Annotated in this window: 14 protein-coding genes; 11 read left to right on the forward strand and 3 right to left on the reverse strand. The window is 50.2% G+C overall.

Features of this window, described 5'->3' with window-relative positions; translation table 11 throughout:
- Positions 1-176 precede the first annotated feature (176 nt).
- The 8 genes from lpdA (at position 177) to DBZ16_RS08290 (ending at position 8,831) form a co-directional block, all read left to right on the forward strand.
- Positions 177-1,610, forward strand: coding sequence for a dihydrolipoyl dehydrogenase (lpdA, locus tag DBZ16_RS08255; protein ID WP_107813626.1), 1,434 nt, complete (start codon positions 177-179; stop codon positions 1,608-1,610).
- Between the two features lie 314 nt (positions 1,611-1,924).
- Positions 1,925-2,212, forward strand: coding sequence for a hypothetical protein (locus DBZ16_RS08260; RefSeq protein ID WP_003755543.1), 288 nt, complete (start codon positions 1,925-1,927; stop codon positions 2,210-2,212).
- A 98-nt stretch (positions 2,213-2,310) separates the two neighbouring features.
- Entirely contained in the window at positions 2,311-3,477 is a 1,167-nt protein-coding gene (gene sucC, locus DBZ16_RS08265; RefSeq protein WP_107813627.1) for an ADP-forming succinate--CoA ligase subunit beta, read from the forward strand.
- A 10-nt stretch (positions 3,478-3,487) separates the two neighbouring features.
- Entirely contained in the window at positions 3,488-4,378 is an 891-nt protein-coding gene (gene sucD / locus DBZ16_RS08270; RefSeq protein WP_107813628.1) for a succinate--CoA ligase subunit alpha, read from the forward strand.
- A 464-nt stretch (positions 4,379-4,842) separates the two neighbouring features.
- Positions 4,843-7,362: a TonB-dependent siderophore receptor gene (locus DBZ16_RS08275; RefSeq protein WP_107813629.1), complete on the forward strand. Its 2,520-nt coding sequence runs from the start codon at positions 4,843-4,845 to the stop codon at positions 7,360-7,362.
- A gap of 234 nt (positions 7,363-7,596) precedes the next feature.
- Positions 7,597-8,031: a DUF883 family protein gene (locus tag DBZ16_RS08280; protein ID WP_107813630.1), complete on the forward strand. Its 435-nt coding sequence runs from the start codon at positions 7,597-7,599 to the stop codon at positions 8,029-8,031.
- Positions 8,032-8,170: 139 nt separating this feature from the next.
- Positions 8,171-8,569: a phage holin family protein gene (locus DBZ16_RS08285; protein ID WP_107813631.1), complete on the forward strand. Its 399-nt coding sequence runs from the start codon at positions 8,171-8,173 to the stop codon at positions 8,567-8,569.
- Positions 8,562-8,831: a hypothetical protein gene (locus DBZ16_RS08290; RefSeq protein WP_019270317.1), complete on the forward strand. Its 270-nt coding sequence runs from the start codon at positions 8,562-8,564 to the stop codon at positions 8,829-8,831. Before DBZ16_RS08285 ends, DBZ16_RS08290 begins: the two co-directional genes overlap by 8 nt.
- A 46-nt stretch (positions 8,832-8,877) precedes the next feature.
- Here DBZ16_RS08290 and DBZ16_RS08295 read toward each other — a convergent pair whose 3' ends face one another.
- Positions 8,878-10,419: a surface lipoprotein assembly modifier gene (locus tag DBZ16_RS08295; protein ID WP_107813632.1), complete on the reverse strand. Its 1,542-nt coding sequence runs from the start codon at positions 10,417-10,419 to the stop codon at positions 8,878-8,880.
- A 564-nt stretch (positions 10,420-10,983) separates the two neighbouring features.
- On the opposite strand from DBZ16_RS08295, the gene DBZ16_RS08300 reads away from it, so the two are divergent.
- The gene (locus DBZ16_RS08300; protein WP_107813633.1) at positions 10,984-11,979 is read left to right on the forward strand and encodes a Slam-dependent surface lipoprotein; all 996 of its coding nucleotides are present in this window, start codon (positions 10,984-10,986) and stop codon (positions 11,977-11,979) included.
- A 233-nt stretch (positions 11,980-12,212) separates the two neighbouring features.
- Positions 12,213-14,450: a TonB-dependent hemoglobin/transferrin/lactoferrin family receptor gene (locus tag DBZ16_RS08305; RefSeq protein ID WP_430914361.1), complete on the forward strand. Its 2,238-nt coding sequence runs from the start codon at positions 12,213-12,215 to the stop codon at positions 14,448-14,450.
- Between the two features lie 92 nt (positions 14,451-14,542).
- Here DBZ16_RS08305 and DBZ16_RS08310 read toward each other — a convergent pair whose 3' ends face one another.
- Both DBZ16_RS08310 and DBZ16_RS08315 read right to left on the reverse strand, forming a co-directional pair.
- Positions 14,543-14,845: a hypothetical protein gene (locus DBZ16_RS08310; protein ID WP_107813635.1), complete on the reverse strand. Its 303-nt coding sequence runs from the start codon at positions 14,843-14,845 to the stop codon at positions 14,543-14,545.
- Between the two features lie 208 nt (positions 14,846-15,053).
- Entirely contained in the window at positions 15,054-15,860 is an 807-nt protein-coding gene (locus DBZ16_RS08315) for an outer membrane protein assembly factor BamD (protein ID WP_003742974.1), read from the reverse strand.
- Between DBZ16_RS08315 and rluD the strand changes: the two genes are divergently transcribed.
- Positions 15,859-16,983 carry a 23S rRNA pseudouridine(1911/1915/1917) synthase RluD gene (rluD, locus tag DBZ16_RS08320; protein ID WP_107813636.1) on the forward strand — a complete coding sequence of 375 codons (1,125 nt, stop codon included), beginning with the start codon at positions 15,859-15,861 and terminating at the stop codon, positions 16,981-16,983. The genes DBZ16_RS08315 and rluD overlap by 2 nt on opposite strands.
- Position 16,984 lies beyond the last annotated feature (1 nt).

Here is a 16,984-nt window from a genome sequence, read left to right on the forward strand (position 1 = left end):
CTGAAATTTGAATAGGTCGTGCCTGTGAGCAGGCTTCGCACTCTGAAAAAGGCAGAATAAGTTTTAATTTTGTTGAAGCCGCGTTTTCAGACGACCTCTCATGCAAAATATAGTGGATAAACTTTTGCTGAAGGTTTTCCTGCGGCAAAAATATCAAACAACAAAGGATTTTTCACATGTCTCAATACGATGTAGTAGTCATCGGCGCAGGTCCCGGCGGATACGTTGCCGCCATCCGCGCCGCCCAACTGGGTTTTAAAACCGCCTGTGTCGATGCAGGCGTCAACAAAGCAGGCGACGCGCCCGCGCTGGGCGGTACCTGCCTGAACGTCGGCTGCATTCCTTCCAAAGCCCTGTTGCAATCCAGCGAACATTTCCATGCCGCGCAGCATGATTTTGCCGAACACGGCATCAGCGTCGGCGACATCAAATTCGACGCGGCGAAAATGATTGCGCGCAAAGACGCCATCGTAACCAAGCTTACCGGCGGCGTGAAATTCCTGTTCCAAAAAAACAAAGTAACCAGCCTGTTCGGTACGGCTTCATTTGCCGGCAAAAACGGCGATGCCTACCAAATCGAAGTCGATAACAAAGGCGAAAAAACCGTTATCGAAGCCAAACACGTCATCGTAGCGACCGGCTCCGTGCCGCGTCCGCTGCCGCAGGTTGCCATCGACAATGTAAACGTATTGGACAACGAAGGCGCATTGAACCTGACCGAAGTGCCTGCCAAACTGGGCGTTATCGGTTCGGGCGTGATTGGTTTGGAAATGGGTTCTGTGTGGAACCGTGTCGGTTCTCAAGTCACCATCCTCGAAGCCATGCCGACCTTCCTTGCCGCCGCCGACCAGCAGATCGCCAAAGAAGCCTTCAAATATTTCACCAAAGAGCAGGGCTTGAACATCGAGTTGGGCGTGAAAATCGGCGACATCAAATCTGAAGGCAAAGGCGTATCCGTTGCCTACCAGACCGCCGCAGGCGAAGCCAAAACCGAAGTATTCGACAAACTCATCGTCGCCATCGGCCGTATTCCGAATACTAAAGGTCTGAATGCCGAAGCCGTCGGTTTGGAAAGAGACGAGCGCGGCTTTATCAAGGTGGACGGCGAATGCCGCACCAACCTGCCTAATGTCTGGGCAATCGGCGACGTGGTTCGCGGTCCGATGCTGGCGCACAAAGCCAGCGACGAAGGTGTGGCAGTTGCCGAGCGCATCGCCGGTCAGAAACCGCATATTGACTTCAACAGCGTACCATTCGTGATTTACACCGACCCCGAAATCGCTTGGGTCGGCAAAACCGAAGAGCAGCTCAAAGCCGAAGGCGTGGAATACAAAAAAGGCACTTCCGGCTTCGGTGCAAACGGTCGCGCTTTGGCAATGGGCAAGGCAAAAGGTACGGTCAAAGTGTTGGCGGATGCCAAAACCGACCGCATCTTGGGCGTACACATGATCGGCCCGGTTGTCAGCGAATTGGTTACCGAAGGCGTAACTGCGCTTGAATTCTTTGCCAGCAGCGAAGACATCGCCCGCATCATCCATGCCCACCCGACCTTATCCGAAGTGGTTCACGAAGCCGCACTGGCCGCCGACAAACGCGCTTTGCATGGCTGATAAGGTCAAGTAGAGCATAAAAGGTCGTCTGAAACTTTTCAGACGACCTTTTCGGAAAGATGAATGTTCGGAAGCAATGTTCCGATAGGTATAGAGAGAAAATAGGGCATATGAGTTGCCATTGTTCCCTTACCGGAATGACGATTTAAGCATTTTCTATTTGAATCTGCGATAGTGGGTTAAGTTTAAATTCAGGACAAGGCGGAGAAGCCGCAGACAGTACAGATAGTACGGCAAGGCGAGGCAACGCAGTACTGGTTTAAACTTGAACCACTATATATAATCGGCGACACATTCACAGACAGCATTTGATTATGAATAAAGAAGTAATCGGTATCCTGTTTATACCGATGGGCATCATCAGCATGTGTATGGCCGCGTTGTGGCAGATGTATGTGATGATGACCGAAACTTATACGCTCAACCGTTTCAAAGACAAAGAATTGGTTTGGCGCGTGGCATTGTTGTTTATCAGTTTCAGCCTTGCTGTTTACCTGCTCTGCCCGAATTCGCGTAAAAAAGGCATCGTCTTTTTTATCCTTGGGGGAGGCGGCGCAATCATGTATCTGCTTGCGCGGATGTGGTTGCCGTTCAGCAAGTGAAACGACGATTTTCCGACCGCCGAAAGGTCGTCTGAAACGCACGGGGTTGCCATTCAGAGGCAGTCTCAGGGCATTCCACTAATCTAAAGGAGAAATCCATGAATCTACACGAGTATCAGGCTAAAAAACTGCTGGCAAGCTACGGCTTGCCCGTGCAAGGCGGTATTTTGGCGCACAACGGTGAAGAAGCCGCAGCCGCTTACGACAAACTGGGCGGCAAATTTGCCGTCGTCAAAGCCCAAGTCCACGCAGGCGGACGCGGTAAAGCGGGCGGCGTAAAAGTCGTCAAAAGTCGTGAAGAAGCCAAAGAAGTGGCAGAAAGCCTGATTGGCACCAATCTGGTTACTTATCAAACCGATGCCAACGGTCAGCCGGTCAACAGCGTTTTGGTTTGCGAAGACATGTATCCCGTGCAAACCGAGCTGTATTTGGGCGCGGTGGTTGACCGTTCTACCCGTCGCATCACATTCATGGCTTCGACCGAAGGCGGTGTGGAAATTGAAAAAGTTGCCGCTGAAACCCCTGAAAAAATCTTCAAAGTAACCGTTGACCCGCTGGTCGGCCTGCAACCTTGCCAAGCGCGTGAAGTGGCGTTCCAACTGGGCTTGAAAGACAAACAAATCAACGAGTTCGTCAAACTGATGACCGGCGCGTACAAAGCGTTTGTCGAAAACGACTTTGCCCTGTTTGAAGTGAACCCGCTGGCAGTCCGCGAAAACGGCGCGCTGGCCTGTGTGGACGGCAAAATCGGTATCGACAGCAACGCCCTCTACCGCCTGCCGAAAATCGCCGAATTGCGCGACAAATCCCAAGAAAACGAACGCGAGCTGAAAGCATCCGAATTCGACCTGAACTACGTTGCGCTGGAAGGCAACATCGGCTGTATGGTGAACGGCGCAGGTTTGGCGATGGCAACCATGGACATCATCAAACTCAAAGGCGGCCAACCTGCCAACTTCTTGGACGTAGGCGGCGGCGCGACCAAAGAGCGCGTGGTTGAAGCGTTCAAACTGATTCTCGAAGACAAATCCGTCAAAGGCGTATTGATCAACATCTTCGGCGGTATCGTCCGTTGCGACATGATCGCGGAAGCCATCGTGGCAGCCGTTAAAGAAATCAACGTTGACGTGCCTGTTGTTGTCCGTTTGGAAGGCAACAACGCCGAACTCGGCGCGAAAATCCTGAATGAATCAGGTCTGAAACTGACTTCCGCCGACGGCCTGAATGACGCAGCCGAAAAAATTGTCGCAGCCGTAAACGCCTAAGGAGAAAAGAATGAGCGTATTGATTAATAAAGACACCAAAGTATTGGTTCAAGGTTTCACCGGTAAAAACGGTACTTTCCACTCTGAACAAGCTCTGGCTTACGGCACTAAAGTCGTCGGCGGCGTGACCCCGGGTAAAGGCGGTCAAACCCACCTGAACCTGCCCGTGTTCAACACCATGAAAGAAGCCGTTAAAGAAACCGGCGCGGACGCATCCGTGATTTACGTTCCCGCTCCGTTTGTGTTGGATTCTATCGTTGAAGCTGTTGATTCCGGCGTAGGCTTGGTGGTTGTGATTACCGAAGGCGTACCGACTCTGGACATGCTCAAAGCCAAACGCTATCTGGAAACCAACGGCAACGGCACACGTTTGGTCGGCCCTAACTGCCCGGGCGTGATTACTCCGGGTGAGTGCAAAATCGGCATTATGCCCGGCCACATCCACACTCCCGGCCGCATCGGTATCATTTCCCGTTCCGGTACATTGACTTACGAAGCCGTGGCACAAACCACCAAACTGGGCTTGGGTCAATCAACCTGTATCGGTATCGGCGGCGACCCGATTCCGGGCATGAACCAAATCGACGCGCTGAAACTCTTCCAAGAAGACCCCGATACCGACGCCATCATCATGATCGGTGAAATCGGCGGCACTGCGGAAGAAGAAGCAGCCGAATACATCCAATCCAACGTAACCAAACCCGTTGTCGGTTACATCGCTGGTGTGACCGCTCCTAAAGGCAAACGTATGGGTCACGCCGGTGCGATTATCTCCGGCGGCAAAGGTACGGCGGAAGAAAAATTCGCCGCTTTCGAAAAAGCCGGCATCGCCTACACCCGCAGTCCTGCCGAATTGGGCAGCACCATGCTGGAAGTGTTGGAAGCAAAAGGCTTGGCATAACGCTTGGTCGTTTTGACTGAAAAGCTGAAAGGTCGTCTGAAAACTTGGAAACAGGTTTTCAGACGACCTTTTTACTTGGTTTGCCATATTCTGCGAATTTTGTTAGGAGTTTGTTTCCAACGTTATAGTGGATTAAATTCAAATCAGGACAAGGCGACGAAGCCGCAGACAGTACAGATAGTACGGAACCGATTCACTTGGTGCTTCAGCACCTTAGAGAATCGTTCTCTTTGAGCTAAGGCGAGGCAACGCCGTACTGGTTTAAAGTTAATCCACTATATCGTACAGATTGTCGCATAAGCTACATAAATTGTCGGATATTCTATACTTTATATCGTTATCTTGAATTTTTATTCAATATATAATCATTCTCAAAAACAAATCAATTATATCAATATCTTCCTATCTTGCTTTTTCAGACGACCTTACTCATATCTGAATTCGTTTCCCATCAAGGAGCAGCTATGAATAGTCTATGGAAACCCAGCCGTTTGAGTATCGTCATTGCTTTTGCATTTTCATCCGCATATGCTCAAACTGTACCCGACAAAGTTAATCTGAATGAAATTACCGTAAAGGGGGCAAGAAATACACCCGCCCAAAGTAATAGCAACTACACCGTCAAAGGCAGCACCTCGGCCACCAAGCTTGACTTGAAACTCAAAGAAACCCCGCAAAGTGTAACCGTTTTCACCCAGCAGCAGATGCAGGATCAGAATTTGCAGAACCTTGATCAGGTGCTGGAAGAAACGCCGGGTATTACCGTCTTGCAGGACTCCGTTACCGGCATGGGCGAAGCCCAGTATTATTCGCGCGGCTTTCCCGTCGACAATTACCAGCTTGACGGTGTGTTGGCCAATAAATACCTGCTTGGCGGGCCGCGCTTCATTGCCGCGCAGGACAGCTATCTTTACGACAGGGTAGAAATCATCCGTGGTTCGAACGGGTTGAGCACCGGAGTGGGCGATCCGGCGGCCAGCGTCAATTTCGTGCGCAAACGCCCGATGGCGAAAAGTGCGGGGGAATTGAACCTGAAATACGGTTCTTGGAACAACAAACGTGTCGAATTCGATTACGGCGGTGCGTTGAACAAATCCCAAACCCTGCGCGGCCGCGTCGTCGGAACATGGGAGGACGGCGACAGCTTTATGGACAGAATCAAACGCAAATCCCATGCTTTCTACACCGTATTCGATTGGACGCCAACCGACAAAGACAGCTTTACGTTTGGCTTCAGCCGTCAGCACCGCAACATCACCGGTGCGCCGACTAAGGGGTTGATGCGTTATTCGAAAGTTACCCAGGATTATGATTTCGAATTGGGGGATTCCCCGACGCATTGGATAGATGCCCGCGACGTTCCGCCGAGCTTCAACAACGGGGCGGAATGGGCGTTTAACAAAGCCACCAGCGACAATATGTTTGCCGAATACAAACATCATTTCAACGACCATATCAAGCTGCAAACTGCCTATACCAGCAGCCGCACCAAAAGCGATCTGCGTTACGGCGATATGGGGGTAAACGGCTACGCGCCGCAATTTAACGCAGCAACTTATGATTTCGGCCGCGAACGCGACAAATACGACGACAAGGCGTTCGATATCCATCTGGACAGCCGTTTCAAGCTTTTTGACCAGGACCAGCAGTTTATTGTCGGTTTTAGCGGCGTCCGCCATACCCAGACGAGGGACGATTATAATTTCAGCAGTAGCGGCGAATTGAATGTCGATGATGCCAAACCAACAGGTATTGCGGCCATGACGGGAGAACCGATAGACCGTAACTTCTATTTATGGCAGGCGATTCCGCTTGATTACTGGAATAACGGCAGCTATCCCATGTTGGGGTACAACCGGGCTTGGGAGAAAAAATTGGGACCGGACGGGTTGATTTCCCGCGATCATTTGGCTTCGGAGCAATATGGTCCCTATTTTGCCCTGAAACTCAAACCGGCCAGGTGGCTGACGGCGGTGGTAGGTGGGCGTTGGCTGACATGGCGGGACAAAGGTGGTGGGAAATGGTCGTTTTACAAAAACAAAAACAACGTGATAACGGACGATACGGTCGAAATGCCCGACGAAGGGTACACCCCCGATCACAATAAAAGCAGTATGTATCACGATACGGTACGCAAATTCGTTCCGTACGGCGGCGTGATTGTAGAACTGACACCGACCATCAATGCTTACGCCAGCTATACCGGCATCCTGAAAACCAACAATGTCTTAAGGAACAGGCCGGCCTATGGCGAGGGCGGCGGATGGCTGCCGCCGATTACCGGCAATTCCAAAGAAGTCGGCATCAAAGGCGGCTTGTGGAACGACAAGCTGAATTTCGCCCTGTCTTACTTCACCATGACCCAGAAAAATTACCCCACGCTCGAACCTACAGGCTCGCGTTGTTACGAATGGAAATACGGCGGGGAAAACGGCAACGAACCGTGGTGCTTCCAAGGCGATTGGGAATACGGTACAGGTAAAGGCTATACCAGCAGGGGGTTCGACATCAACCTTGCCGGACAGATTACCCCGAAATGGCGGATACAGGCAGGCTTTGTCAAACTAAAGATAGACAAACCTTACGACGCGCCCAACTCCTCCAACGACTTGGGGGACGACATGAATCTGGAGTACGGCGGCACCTATACCGCACCGGATAAAACCTTCAAATTCTTCACCAGCTACGACTTTACGCCCAAGCTGACGATGGGGGTGGGGATGCGCTGGGTCAGCGGCACCAAGCCCAAACCTTGGGGACATGGTCTTTCCAACGGGCAATATTACGTTTCCGACAAACCCAAAGCACTGTGGCAGCCTTCCTATTCGATATGGAACGTCATGGCGCGCTATAAAATCAACAAACACGCCGCACTGGCGGTCAACGTCGGTAACCTGACCAATAAACGCTATTACACCAACTCCCGCAGCAATTTTTACGGCAAACCGCGCAATGCCTCCGTTGCCTTGAGAATAAAGTGGTAGGCTGTTTGGACGGAGCCCTTCCTCCAAGAAGCAGTTTACATGACGGAAAAGTTTTAAAGGGGTCCAAAGGTCGTCTGAAAGTTTTCAGACGACCTTTTATCTCCCGCGTTAATCTTTACATGTTTTCAAACCACCTTTAGCCGAATTGACTTGAGAAGAAGTGTAAAGGGGTTATAATCAGTTAACAGATGAATAATCTGTTATTTCACCCATATGGACATCAAGGAGAAGGTAATGAAAAAACATGATTTTGAATCCCGCAAAGAAGCTTTGTTGAAAGACATCCAAGACGTGATGAGCGATGTTGAAGAGCTGTACAGCAAAGGCGTAGAAGTCGGCTCGGAAGAAGGCAAAAAAGCCAAAGCCAAATTGCAGGAGAAACTTGAAGCTGCTAAGGATCGTTTGCATGACTTCCAAGAAGAAGCCGGTGACCGAATCAAATACCACGCTGACCGCGCGCGCGAAAAATACGACGAATTTGAAGAATTGGCAGAAGAGCGTTTCAAAGAAGGTAAAAAACGCTTTGCCGAGTTTGGAGAAGAAGCGGGCGACCGCATCAAACGCGGCGCACGCCAAGCCGATGCAGCCGTACACGACAAACCTTATTACGCGATGGGCTTTGCCGCACTGGCAGGCTTGGTAGTCGGCGTATTGCTGAACCGCCGCTAATCGGTAAAACATGAATGCCGTCCGGACATGATTTCCCGAAATCTTGTTCCGGCGGCGTTTCCTTATGTGGGTCAGTACATTTCAGACGACCCCAAACCCTTCGGATTGTCCGTTTCGGAGCAATCAGGGAAATCGGAATATGGGCATCAGACAAAATATCGAACATACGAAAACGTTGCTGAATCAGGGTGTTGATTTGTTTTTGCTGCGTTTGCAGATTTTGAATCTGGATTTGGCGGAGCAGGCGGAAAACGTGTTCCGCATCATCATATGGTTGGTCGTATCGGGCATCTTGCTGCTGATTGCATTCATCAGTCTGCTTTTCGGACTAAACCGCGTGTTGTCGGATACCGCGGCGATATGGGTATTCTTCGGGATTACCATCGTCAGCCTAATCGTCATTGCGGTCCTGTTCGGCAAAGTGTCGAAAGGCTGGCGCAGCCAAAACAACAAAATCGCCGCAACCTTGCAGGACATTAAGGCAGACATTGCCTGCCTGCGCGGACAAGAAATGCAGGAAGGAGAGGACGATGAATAAAACGGAACGCGATGAAGCACGCGAACTGCTGCAACTGGAAGCCAAGCTGGTTCGCCTGAGAATCGAGGCATCGCATATGAAACAGCAAAAATGGAAAGAACAGGACGATCGCAAGTCAGATAAACTGATGACGCTGCTGGACTTGGGTAGCGAGCTGAACCGCACACGCCTCCTGTATAAAACGGCAGGACTCGCTATCCCCCGAAAATTCCGCTTAGGGGCGCTACTGGCAGCGTTTGCGTTGAAAGCTGCGATGAAGTAATTAGATTAAGACGCGGAGGTCCACGCATCCGAATTTACGGCTGTTTTTAAAAATTCCATTCAGCTCCCAACGACCATTGGTGGCTGCTGTGCCGTGCATATGGAGCATTGCTGTGAATGCGGCTGTATCCGTAATTCAAGGTCGGCGTGATGCCTTTGTAGGACAATTTGTCATGGCTGAGGCTGACGGAGAGAGCGCGCTCGCGGTTGCGTTGCGGCTCCGTGCCGAATGCCATAATGCCTTTATAGCGGCGGTTGGCAAATGAAGCGGTCAGGCGGCTGTTCAGCCCGCCTAAAAACGGCCATTGCTGTATCCAGCCTATATTGAACCCGTTGCGGCGGTAGGCGGCATTGTTGACGGCGTTGCGTATGTTTCTGTTTTCAGGAACAAAGCGGTTGTATTGCCAACCGCCGAACAGGGTCGTTCTACCGAAACGGCGCGCCAGGGAGAGATAGGTACTGTCGTGCCAACCGTCGTTGCGCAGCGCACGATCGGTTTCCCGATAGTTTTGGCGATAGCGTTCCAGCGAGTAATAAAATTGTGTCGCGTTGCCGAGATTGACCATATGCGAAAGCTGTACGCCGACCCCGTGAGCCAGCATATAAGGCGCGGCGCGGCGGTTGTTTTCTTTTTTGCTGTCAAATTCGCTGCTGCCCGCCAACTGTGCCTGATAAAACGGTAAAACGCTGACGGTTTGTTTGCCGTCCTTGCGCTGCCAGCCCAAATAAGCCCTGCCGAACGCATCGTCGTAAGCCGATTGGCGGTCGAAAAAATAGCTCGTTCCGCTGAGGTTGGCGCGGAATTTGACGGCGTGATGTCCGTACAGCGGGGTGAGTTTTTCGGTGTTCAATTCGTAATTCAAGCCGTTGGCACTGACGGGCAAAGTAACGCTGCATGCGGTTTGCCCCCTTGTTTCGATGCAATAACGCGGGGCAGCGTTGTTGGCGTTATCGCTATGCACGGGACTGATTCCACCAGACCATTTCCATTCTGTCTGCCGCTTGACGGCTTCTTGAAAGCGTTTGACGTTTTCCAAAACAGGGGCAGGTATATCGCGTTGCGTGGCATGGCGGAAATGCGCCGCCGCCTCGCCCAAACGATAATCCTGAAACTCTGCCGCCGCTAAATCCAACAATATGCGGTCGTCTGAAACGTCGGATTCATAAAGGGTACGATAACGTTCGACCGCTTCGGAAGTCCGCCCTTTCAACTTTGCCAGCAAAGCATCGGCACGTGCAATCAGCTTGGGATTGTGGTTGGGCTGTTTGCGGTAAAGTGCGGCAAGCGAAGAAACCAAATCTACGCTATTGCCGTTAAGTGCTTGAATCAGCGCATCTTCAAGAATACGCGGGTTTGCCGCTAAAAAATCATCGCCAACTACAGTCGGTTCGCCAACATTCTCATTCTTTTCAGACGACCTTTCTTCTTCGGACAAAATATCCAGCCATTGTTTTTGCTGCACTTGTACGGCAGCATCCTGAGAAGGCGCATCCTGCCGGACACCACCTTCGGGCAATTGAGCCAAGACTGCGGAAGGCAACAGGCAACATAACGATGCCGAAACCATTTTTTGTTTTATTCTTAACATTCAAAATCATCCGAAATATATGTGTGTATATCGCAGGGGTAGCCAAATGCAAACCGCCATGCCCTACTGATTCAATCCCCAGTTATGGATTTACGGCTATCAAAGGTCGTCTGAAACTTTTCAGACGACCTTATTTTTGCGTAAAAGCAACAGATTCGCATTAAGATGCAGCATTATAGAGGTAAATTTCCAAAACAAACATAACTGATTTATTTTTATGGTCTTATAAATTATTCAAATGTTATTCATCAGTAGATTCATGGGATTAATCAAGCCAACCCACTAAACACGCCTGCAATATATCTTGCGAATCCAAAGTAATAGTTTGATTACACTATCACCCGATATTCTTCATCAGTAATAGATAGCAGTATCAAATCAGATATTTAGAACAAATATCCAACTCCATGTCATTAATTGATTTATTTCTTAATATTTACTTCAGAAATCATAAAAAATCTACGCGGATATTGCCAAAACACCATAATTATTACAAAATATTACAACAAAATTGGTAATCCTTATCATTAATTTATAAAATATCAATATTAAGAGAGATTCATCATGAAAATCAAAGTACCCGCAATTTCTGCGGCAGCGACCCTTATTCTGACTGCCTGCGCTGGAGGAGGCGCATCCGAACCTAAAGTCCCCGTTGCCATACCTACGGCTCAGCCTATCGCCAATATCAAGCTGAGTGATGAAAGCAGTGCGGTACAGACCATCAACACCCTTTCCGGTAAAGGCGGCAGTCTGCATGAAGCGGAACTCGAAGTGAAAACATCATGGGGCAGCTATACCGATAAACAATATGTCTATCAAACCCCTTCCGGCAACTATTACAACATCAGCTCATATTCCGACCCGATTGTCCCCTCTTACTCCAGCCCGTCTTATGCCCTGCGTACCCGCCACGAAGGCCAGCCTTTGTCTGAGGGTGGAAAACTGTTTGTCTGTTGCAGCAATTCTGGACAATTCATCAATGCCCCCGCAACCAAACAGGACCACCTTAAATTCGGCGCATGGATAAATGCAGACGGCACGGCAGACCTGTTTGTCGGCGGCAAACCCGTCGGAACGGCGAAACCGTCTTATTACACACCATCAGACAGTACAGTGGCAAAAGGCAAGACCACATACGAAGTTTGGGCAGTCCGCGTCCGCAACGGCAATATCGTTACCTCAACCTACGATCCGGGCAAATCCTCCGGGTCGTCTGAAAAAACCGCTCCCAAGCTTTCCCTGCTGACAGCCAATTTCAACACCAACAAACTCGGCGGCACGATTTTAGGCAATGCGGATTACGGTCCGGACGTTGTGATGAAAGATGTAGGCATCAACGGCGTTGATTTCTCAGGCACTGCCGAATCCGACGGTAAAAACGGTAAAGTCGAAGGAAAATTCTTCGGTCAGTTTAATGGCGGCCATCCAACAGAAGTCAGCATAGGCGGCAAAGTAACCTTCGATGCAGACAAATCGTTGGATACCGTATTCGGCGGTGTGGAAAATTCATCAGACCGCAATACAACAGATACGAGTTTGACACCTGTCAGCAAGTAACCGCACATCAGTCCCCCGATAAACCGATAATCAATATATTCAAGAGGCAAAAAATGTCCTTCCCCTTTAAACCCGTACTGCTGGCAGTTGTTGTCAGCCAAACTTTCCCTGCTTTCGCAGCCGATCCCGTACCGCAGGTCCGTCAGGATTTGAATGAAGTCAAAGTCATTGGTGGTCGTAAAGCCCAAAAACTTGGCGAAGAGAAAGTCCGCCGTCAGGCATTGGATAAACAAATGGTCTCCGATGAAAGCGACTTGGTACGCTACGATCCGGGCATCAGCGTCGTCGAAGGCGGACGCTCAGGTTCTAACGGTTTTACCATACGCGGTGTCGATAAAGACCGCGTTGCCATCAACGTGGACGGACTGGCACAAGCAGAAAGCAGGTCGTCTGAAGCATTCCAAGAGTTGTTCGGTGCATACGGCAACTTCAATGCCAACCGCAACACTTCCGAACCCGAAAACTTTTCGGAAGTAACCCTTACCAAAGGCGCGGACTCGCTTAAATCCGGCAGCGGCGCATTGGGCGGTGCCGTCAACTATAAAACCAAATCTGCAAGCGACTACGTTTCCGAAGAAAAACCCTACCATTTAGGCATTAAAGGCGGCTATATCGGACGCAACAGCCAGAAATTCAGCAGCATTACCGCTGCAGGAACTTGGCTGGGTCTGGACGCATTGATGGTCTACACTCGTCGTTTCGGTAAAGAAACCAAAAACAACAGCGACGCTGCCGATACCGTCATCACCGACAACAAACAAAGCTGGAACCCGAATGCCGGCAGTACCAACTACGGCAGCCGCGGTATAGCGCGCAGCAAACCTGACCCTCAAAGTTGGGTGAATAAAAGTACCTTGTTCAAGCTAGGCTATAACTTCAATGATCAAAACCGTATAGGCTGGATTTACGAAGACTCTCGTACCGACCGCACAACGACCGAATTGTCCAATATGTGGGCGGCAGACTGGAAAGGCGACGCACTGGGCGACACCCGTTCCCGTCAAGACATCTCCTACCGCAAACGCATCGGTTTTGAATACAAAAACCAACTTAACAAAGGTCCATGGGACAGTCTTAACCTGCGTTACGACCGTCAAACCATCGACATGAGCACCTGGAGCTGGGATTTGCCGACGGATTATAATCGCAGCGGTGTGAACAGCGACGTGTACCATATGTTTCGCAACATCCGTCAAAAAAATACCCAATTTGGTGCCGATGCTGAAAAACAAATCGACTTTTCCAAATTGGTATGGGCAATGCAATACGGATTGGGTGGTTCCCAAAACGACAACGACAATAGAGATCATAGCTATTGGGTACGCCTATACGACCCGAAATATCAAACGTCCAACAACCAAGAATTGACTATGCTGGTCGAAAGCTCCTCCAAAAACCGTTTTGCCTACTGGAACAACACATTCCAATTCGGCGACAGCAGCCAATACCGCCTCAATGCCGGGCTTCGCTACGACAACAGCAGCAGCAAAGCCAAAGACAATCCCAACTACACTCCTGCCATCCGCGGTCAAATTCCTTATCTCGGCAGCGAACGTAAACACAGCGGTTTCAGCTACGGCTTAGGATTAGACTGGAAATTCACGCCGCGTCTGAATCTTCTGGCGAAATACAGTACAGGTTTCCGCGCCCCGACTTCGGACGAAACCTGGCTATTGTTCCCGCATCCTGACTTCTACCTTAAAGCAAACCCTAACCTTAAGGCAGAAACCGCCAAAAACTTCGAGCTGGGACTTGCCGGCAGCGGCAAAGCAGGAAACTTTAAACTCTCCGGCTTCCAAACCCGCTACCGCAACTTTATCGAACTGACCTACATGGGCGTGTCCTCAGACAACCCCAACAGCCCTAATTATGCGCCGATTTCCGATGGTACCGCCTTGGTCAGCTCGCCCGTTTGGCAAAACCAAAACCGCTCCTCAGCGTGGGCGAAAGGTTTGGAATTTAACGGCACATGGAACCTTGACAGCATCGGTTTGCCGCAAGGCACGCACGCAGGTGTCAACGTCAGCTACATCAAAGGCAAAGCCAAACAGACCAACGGACAGGAAACCCCGATTAACGCCCTTTCCCCGTGGTCTGCTGTTTACAATTTGGGCTACGATGCGCCGTCCAAACGCTGGGGCGTCAATGCGTACCTGACCCACACCGCAGCTAAAAAACCGTCTGACACCGTTCACAGCAGTGATGATTTGAACAACCCATGGCCGTTTGCCAAGCACAGCAAAGCCTATACGCTTTTCGACCTGACAGGCTACGTCAACTTGGGCAAATACTTCACCCTGCGCGCCGGTGCGTACAACATCGGCAACAAAAAATACTACACTTGGGAATCGCTGCGCAGCATCCGCGAATTCGGCACGGTCAACCGCGTCGACAACAAAACCCATGCAGGTATAGAACGCTTCACCTCCCCTGGCAGAAGCTACAACTTTACGCTTGAAGCCAAGTTCTAAAAGCGTTTGAAGTAACAAGAAAGGTCGTCTGAAAACGTTTTTCAGACGACCTTAATATTTGGTTGGTTTTTGTCTAATCTACGATTTCTTTCTTAAGAAATTGAAACAACATCAGCAATGCATCTTGCTCCATCAAAAATTTTAAATTTCGTTCCTTGCGGGATCTTTTCATTTTTCCTTATGAGAAACCAAGCCTTCGCATAACTGATGTTTTTATTGGCTATATGTTCGTAAATATCTAAAACGATACTTCTAGGAAAATTTTCTTGAAAAAACCCATCTTCAAATTTGCTTACAGGATAAAAGAGACCGATCGGAGGAATTATCTTGCAACCTCCGTCTTCTCGGGACTTCCAAAAAATTTGAACATTAACAGTATTGTCAGCGTTGAACATCTTGTCCTCCTAATACTTAGAATGACCCTATCTTTGCTTTTGCAGTTCACCTTGTAAGATGGAAAGGGTGGTGTAGGTTTTTCCCGCGAAGAAGGTTGTTTGAAGCATAAAAAGGTCGTCTGAAACTGTATTTCCCAGTTTCAGACGACCTTTGGTTTCAGAAAAGCATAGTGTGATACGGTATCACTATACTTTTAGACTTCAAAATTTAACGCCAGTAGCGCCACCAAGGCATGTCGTTTGGTTGCCATTGGTGTTGCAAGAACGGGCTTTGCGGGAAGTTGGTTTCCAAGACGCGGCGGGTGTCGGCGGCGAGTTGGGGTTTGTCCAGTTTCTTATAAGCCAGCTCCATCATGGCGAGGGCTTCTTCGACGTAGCGGGTGTTTTGGTAACGCTCGACGATTTTTTGGGCACGGTTGACGGCGGCGAGGTAGGCGCCGCGTTTCATGTAGTAGCGGGCAACGGAGATTTCGTTACCGCCCAATGCGTCCACCAGTTTTGCCATGCGCTCGGTTGCGTCGGCGGCGTATTTGCTCTCCGGATAGCGTTGTACCAATTCGGCAAATGCTTGGTATGCGCTGCGGTTGGCTTTAGGGTCGCGGTCGGACCAGTCTTGCGAGGCGAGTTTGTTGAGGAAGGATTGGTCTTCGTTGAACAAAACCAAGCCTTTGAGGTAAAGCGCGTAATCCATATTCGGATGTTGCGGGTGATGGCGCTGAAAGCGGTCGATGGCGGCAAGGGCTTTTTCAGGCTCGTCGTCTTTGTAATAGGCGTATGCGGTATCGAGCTGCGCCTGTTGCGCGTAGCGGCCGTTGGGGAAGCGGGATTCTAAAATTTCGTATAACTTGATGGCTCGCGTATAATTGCTGCTGTTCAACTCGTCATGCGCTTCGGCATAGAGTTTTTCCACGTTCCAATCTTGTGTGATTTGCGCGTCTTTATCGACCGTACCTTTATTGCTTGCACAGGCACCGAGTGCCAGACTTAACGAAACTACTAAAAGAATTTTTTTCATGCAGAATACTTCCTTTGATAATGAAGCCGATTATAGCGACGATTTAGACTTTACGTCAGCCCCCGAAGCAGAAAGTTGTGTTAATTTGACTGTTCCGCTGGAGCTTGCGGGCGGGCGGCTGGATGCTGTGTTGGCAAAGCTCATGCCAGATTATTCGCGCAGCCGCCTGACATCGTGGATTAAAGAAGGCGCGGTTATTGTAAACGATAAGCCTGCGCAACCCAAAGACAAAATGATAGGCGGGGAATCCATCAGCGTAACGGTACGTCCGAGCGAAGAGAATCTCGCGTTCAAACCTGAAGCGATGGATTTGGATATTGTGTACGAAGACGATACGGTCATTGTCGTCAACAAACCTGCCGGACTGGTCGTCCATCCCGCCGCAGGCAACTGGACGGGGACGCTGCTCAACGGCCTGCTGGCGCATTGTCCCGAATTGGGCCAGATTCCGCGCGCGGGCATTGTCCACAGGCTCGACAAGGAAACCAGCGGGCTGATGGTGGTCGCCAAAACCCTGCCTGCGCAAAATTCCCTCGTGCAACAGCTTCAAGAACGCACAGTCAAACGCATTTACCGCGCCGTCGCCAACGGCATCGTTCCCTTTGACGGAAAAATCGAAACCCAAATCGGACGCGATCCACACAACCGCCTGAAAATGGCGGTCGTCAAATTCGGCGGCAAACCTGCCGTGACACACGTCAAGGTGTTGGAACGCTATCTTGCCCACAGCTACATCGAATGCTCGCTCGAAACCGGTAGGACGCACCAAATCCGCGTCCATATGCGCGAAGCCAACCATCCGCTTGCCGCCGACCCTGTTTACGGCAACCTGCGCCATCCGTGCAGCGAACCGGTAAAAGAAGCCGTCAAAAGTCTGGGCGCGCGTCAGGCGTTGCATGCCTACCGCTTAAGTTTCGTCCATCCGAAAACCGGTGAAACCGTCTCTTTTGAAGCCCCGATTCCCGAAGATATGTATCACTTGCTCTCCGTTCTCCGCCTCGAAGCAGGCTTGGATTCGTCTTTGAGCAACGAAGAAGAATGGCAGGACAAACTCGGCACGGATGACGACGATGATTGGAACGAAGACGACTACGACGTCGAAGTGGTTTATGTGAGGGATTAAG

This window comes from Neisseria sicca (assembly GCF_003044565.1).
Lineage (GTDB): Bacteria > Pseudomonadota > Gammaproteobacteria > Burkholderiales > Neisseriaceae > Neisseria > Neisseria sicca_A.

Excerpts from the sequence above, each read along its gene's own strand:
- DBZ16_RS08260 (WP_003755543.1), top strand. The coding sequence starts at position 1,925 with ATGAATAAAGAAGTAATCGGTATCCTGTTTATACCGATGGGCATCATC.
- DBZ16_RS08310 (WP_107813635.1), bottom strand. The coding sequence starts at position 14,845 with ATGTTCAACGCTGACAATACTGTTAATGTTCAAATTTTTTGGAAGTCC.
- DBZ16_RS08295 (WP_107813632.1), bottom strand. The coding sequence starts at position 10,419 with ATGTTAAGAATAAAACAAAAAATGGTTTCGGCATCGTTATGTTGCCTG.
- DBZ16_RS08275 (WP_107813629.1), top strand. The coding sequence starts at position 4,843 with ATGAATAGTCTATGGAAACCCAGCCGTTTGAGTATCGTCATTGCTTTT.
- DBZ16_RS08315 (WP_003742974.1), bottom strand. The coding sequence starts at position 15,860 with ATGAAAAAAATTCTTTTAGTAGTTTCGTTAAGTCTGGCACTCGGTGCC.
- rluD (WP_107813636.1), top strand. The coding sequence starts at position 15,859 with ATGCAGAATACTTCCTTTGATAATGAAGCCGATTATAGCGACGATTTA.
- sucC (WP_107813627.1), top strand. The coding sequence starts at position 2,311 with ATGAATCTACACGAGTATCAGGCTAAAAAACTGCTGGCAAGCTACGGC.
- DBZ16_RS08285 (WP_107813631.1), top strand. The coding sequence starts at position 8,171 with ATGGGCATCAGACAAAATATCGAACATACGAAAACGTTGCTGAATCAG.
- sucD (WP_107813628.1), top strand. The coding sequence starts at position 3,488 with ATGAGCGTATTGATTAATAAAGACACCAAAGTATTGGTTCAAGGTTTC.
- lpdA (WP_107813626.1), top strand. The coding sequence starts at position 177 with ATGTCTCAATACGATGTAGTAGTCATCGGCGCAGGTCCCGGCGGATAC.
- DBZ16_RS08300 (WP_107813633.1), top strand. The coding sequence starts at position 10,984 with ATGAAAATCAAAGTACCCGCAATTTCTGCGGCAGCGACCCTTATTCTG.
- DBZ16_RS08305 (WP_430914361.1), top strand. The coding sequence starts at position 12,213 with ATGGTCTCCGATGAAAGCGACTTGGTACGCTACGATCCGGGCATCAGC.
- DBZ16_RS08280 (WP_107813630.1), top strand. The coding sequence starts at position 7,597 with ATGAAAAAACATGATTTTGAATCCCGCAAAGAAGCTTTGTTGAAAGAC.
- DBZ16_RS08290 (WP_019270317.1), top strand. The coding sequence starts at position 8,562 with ATGAATAAAACGGAACGCGATGAAGCACGCGAACTGCTGCAACTGGAA.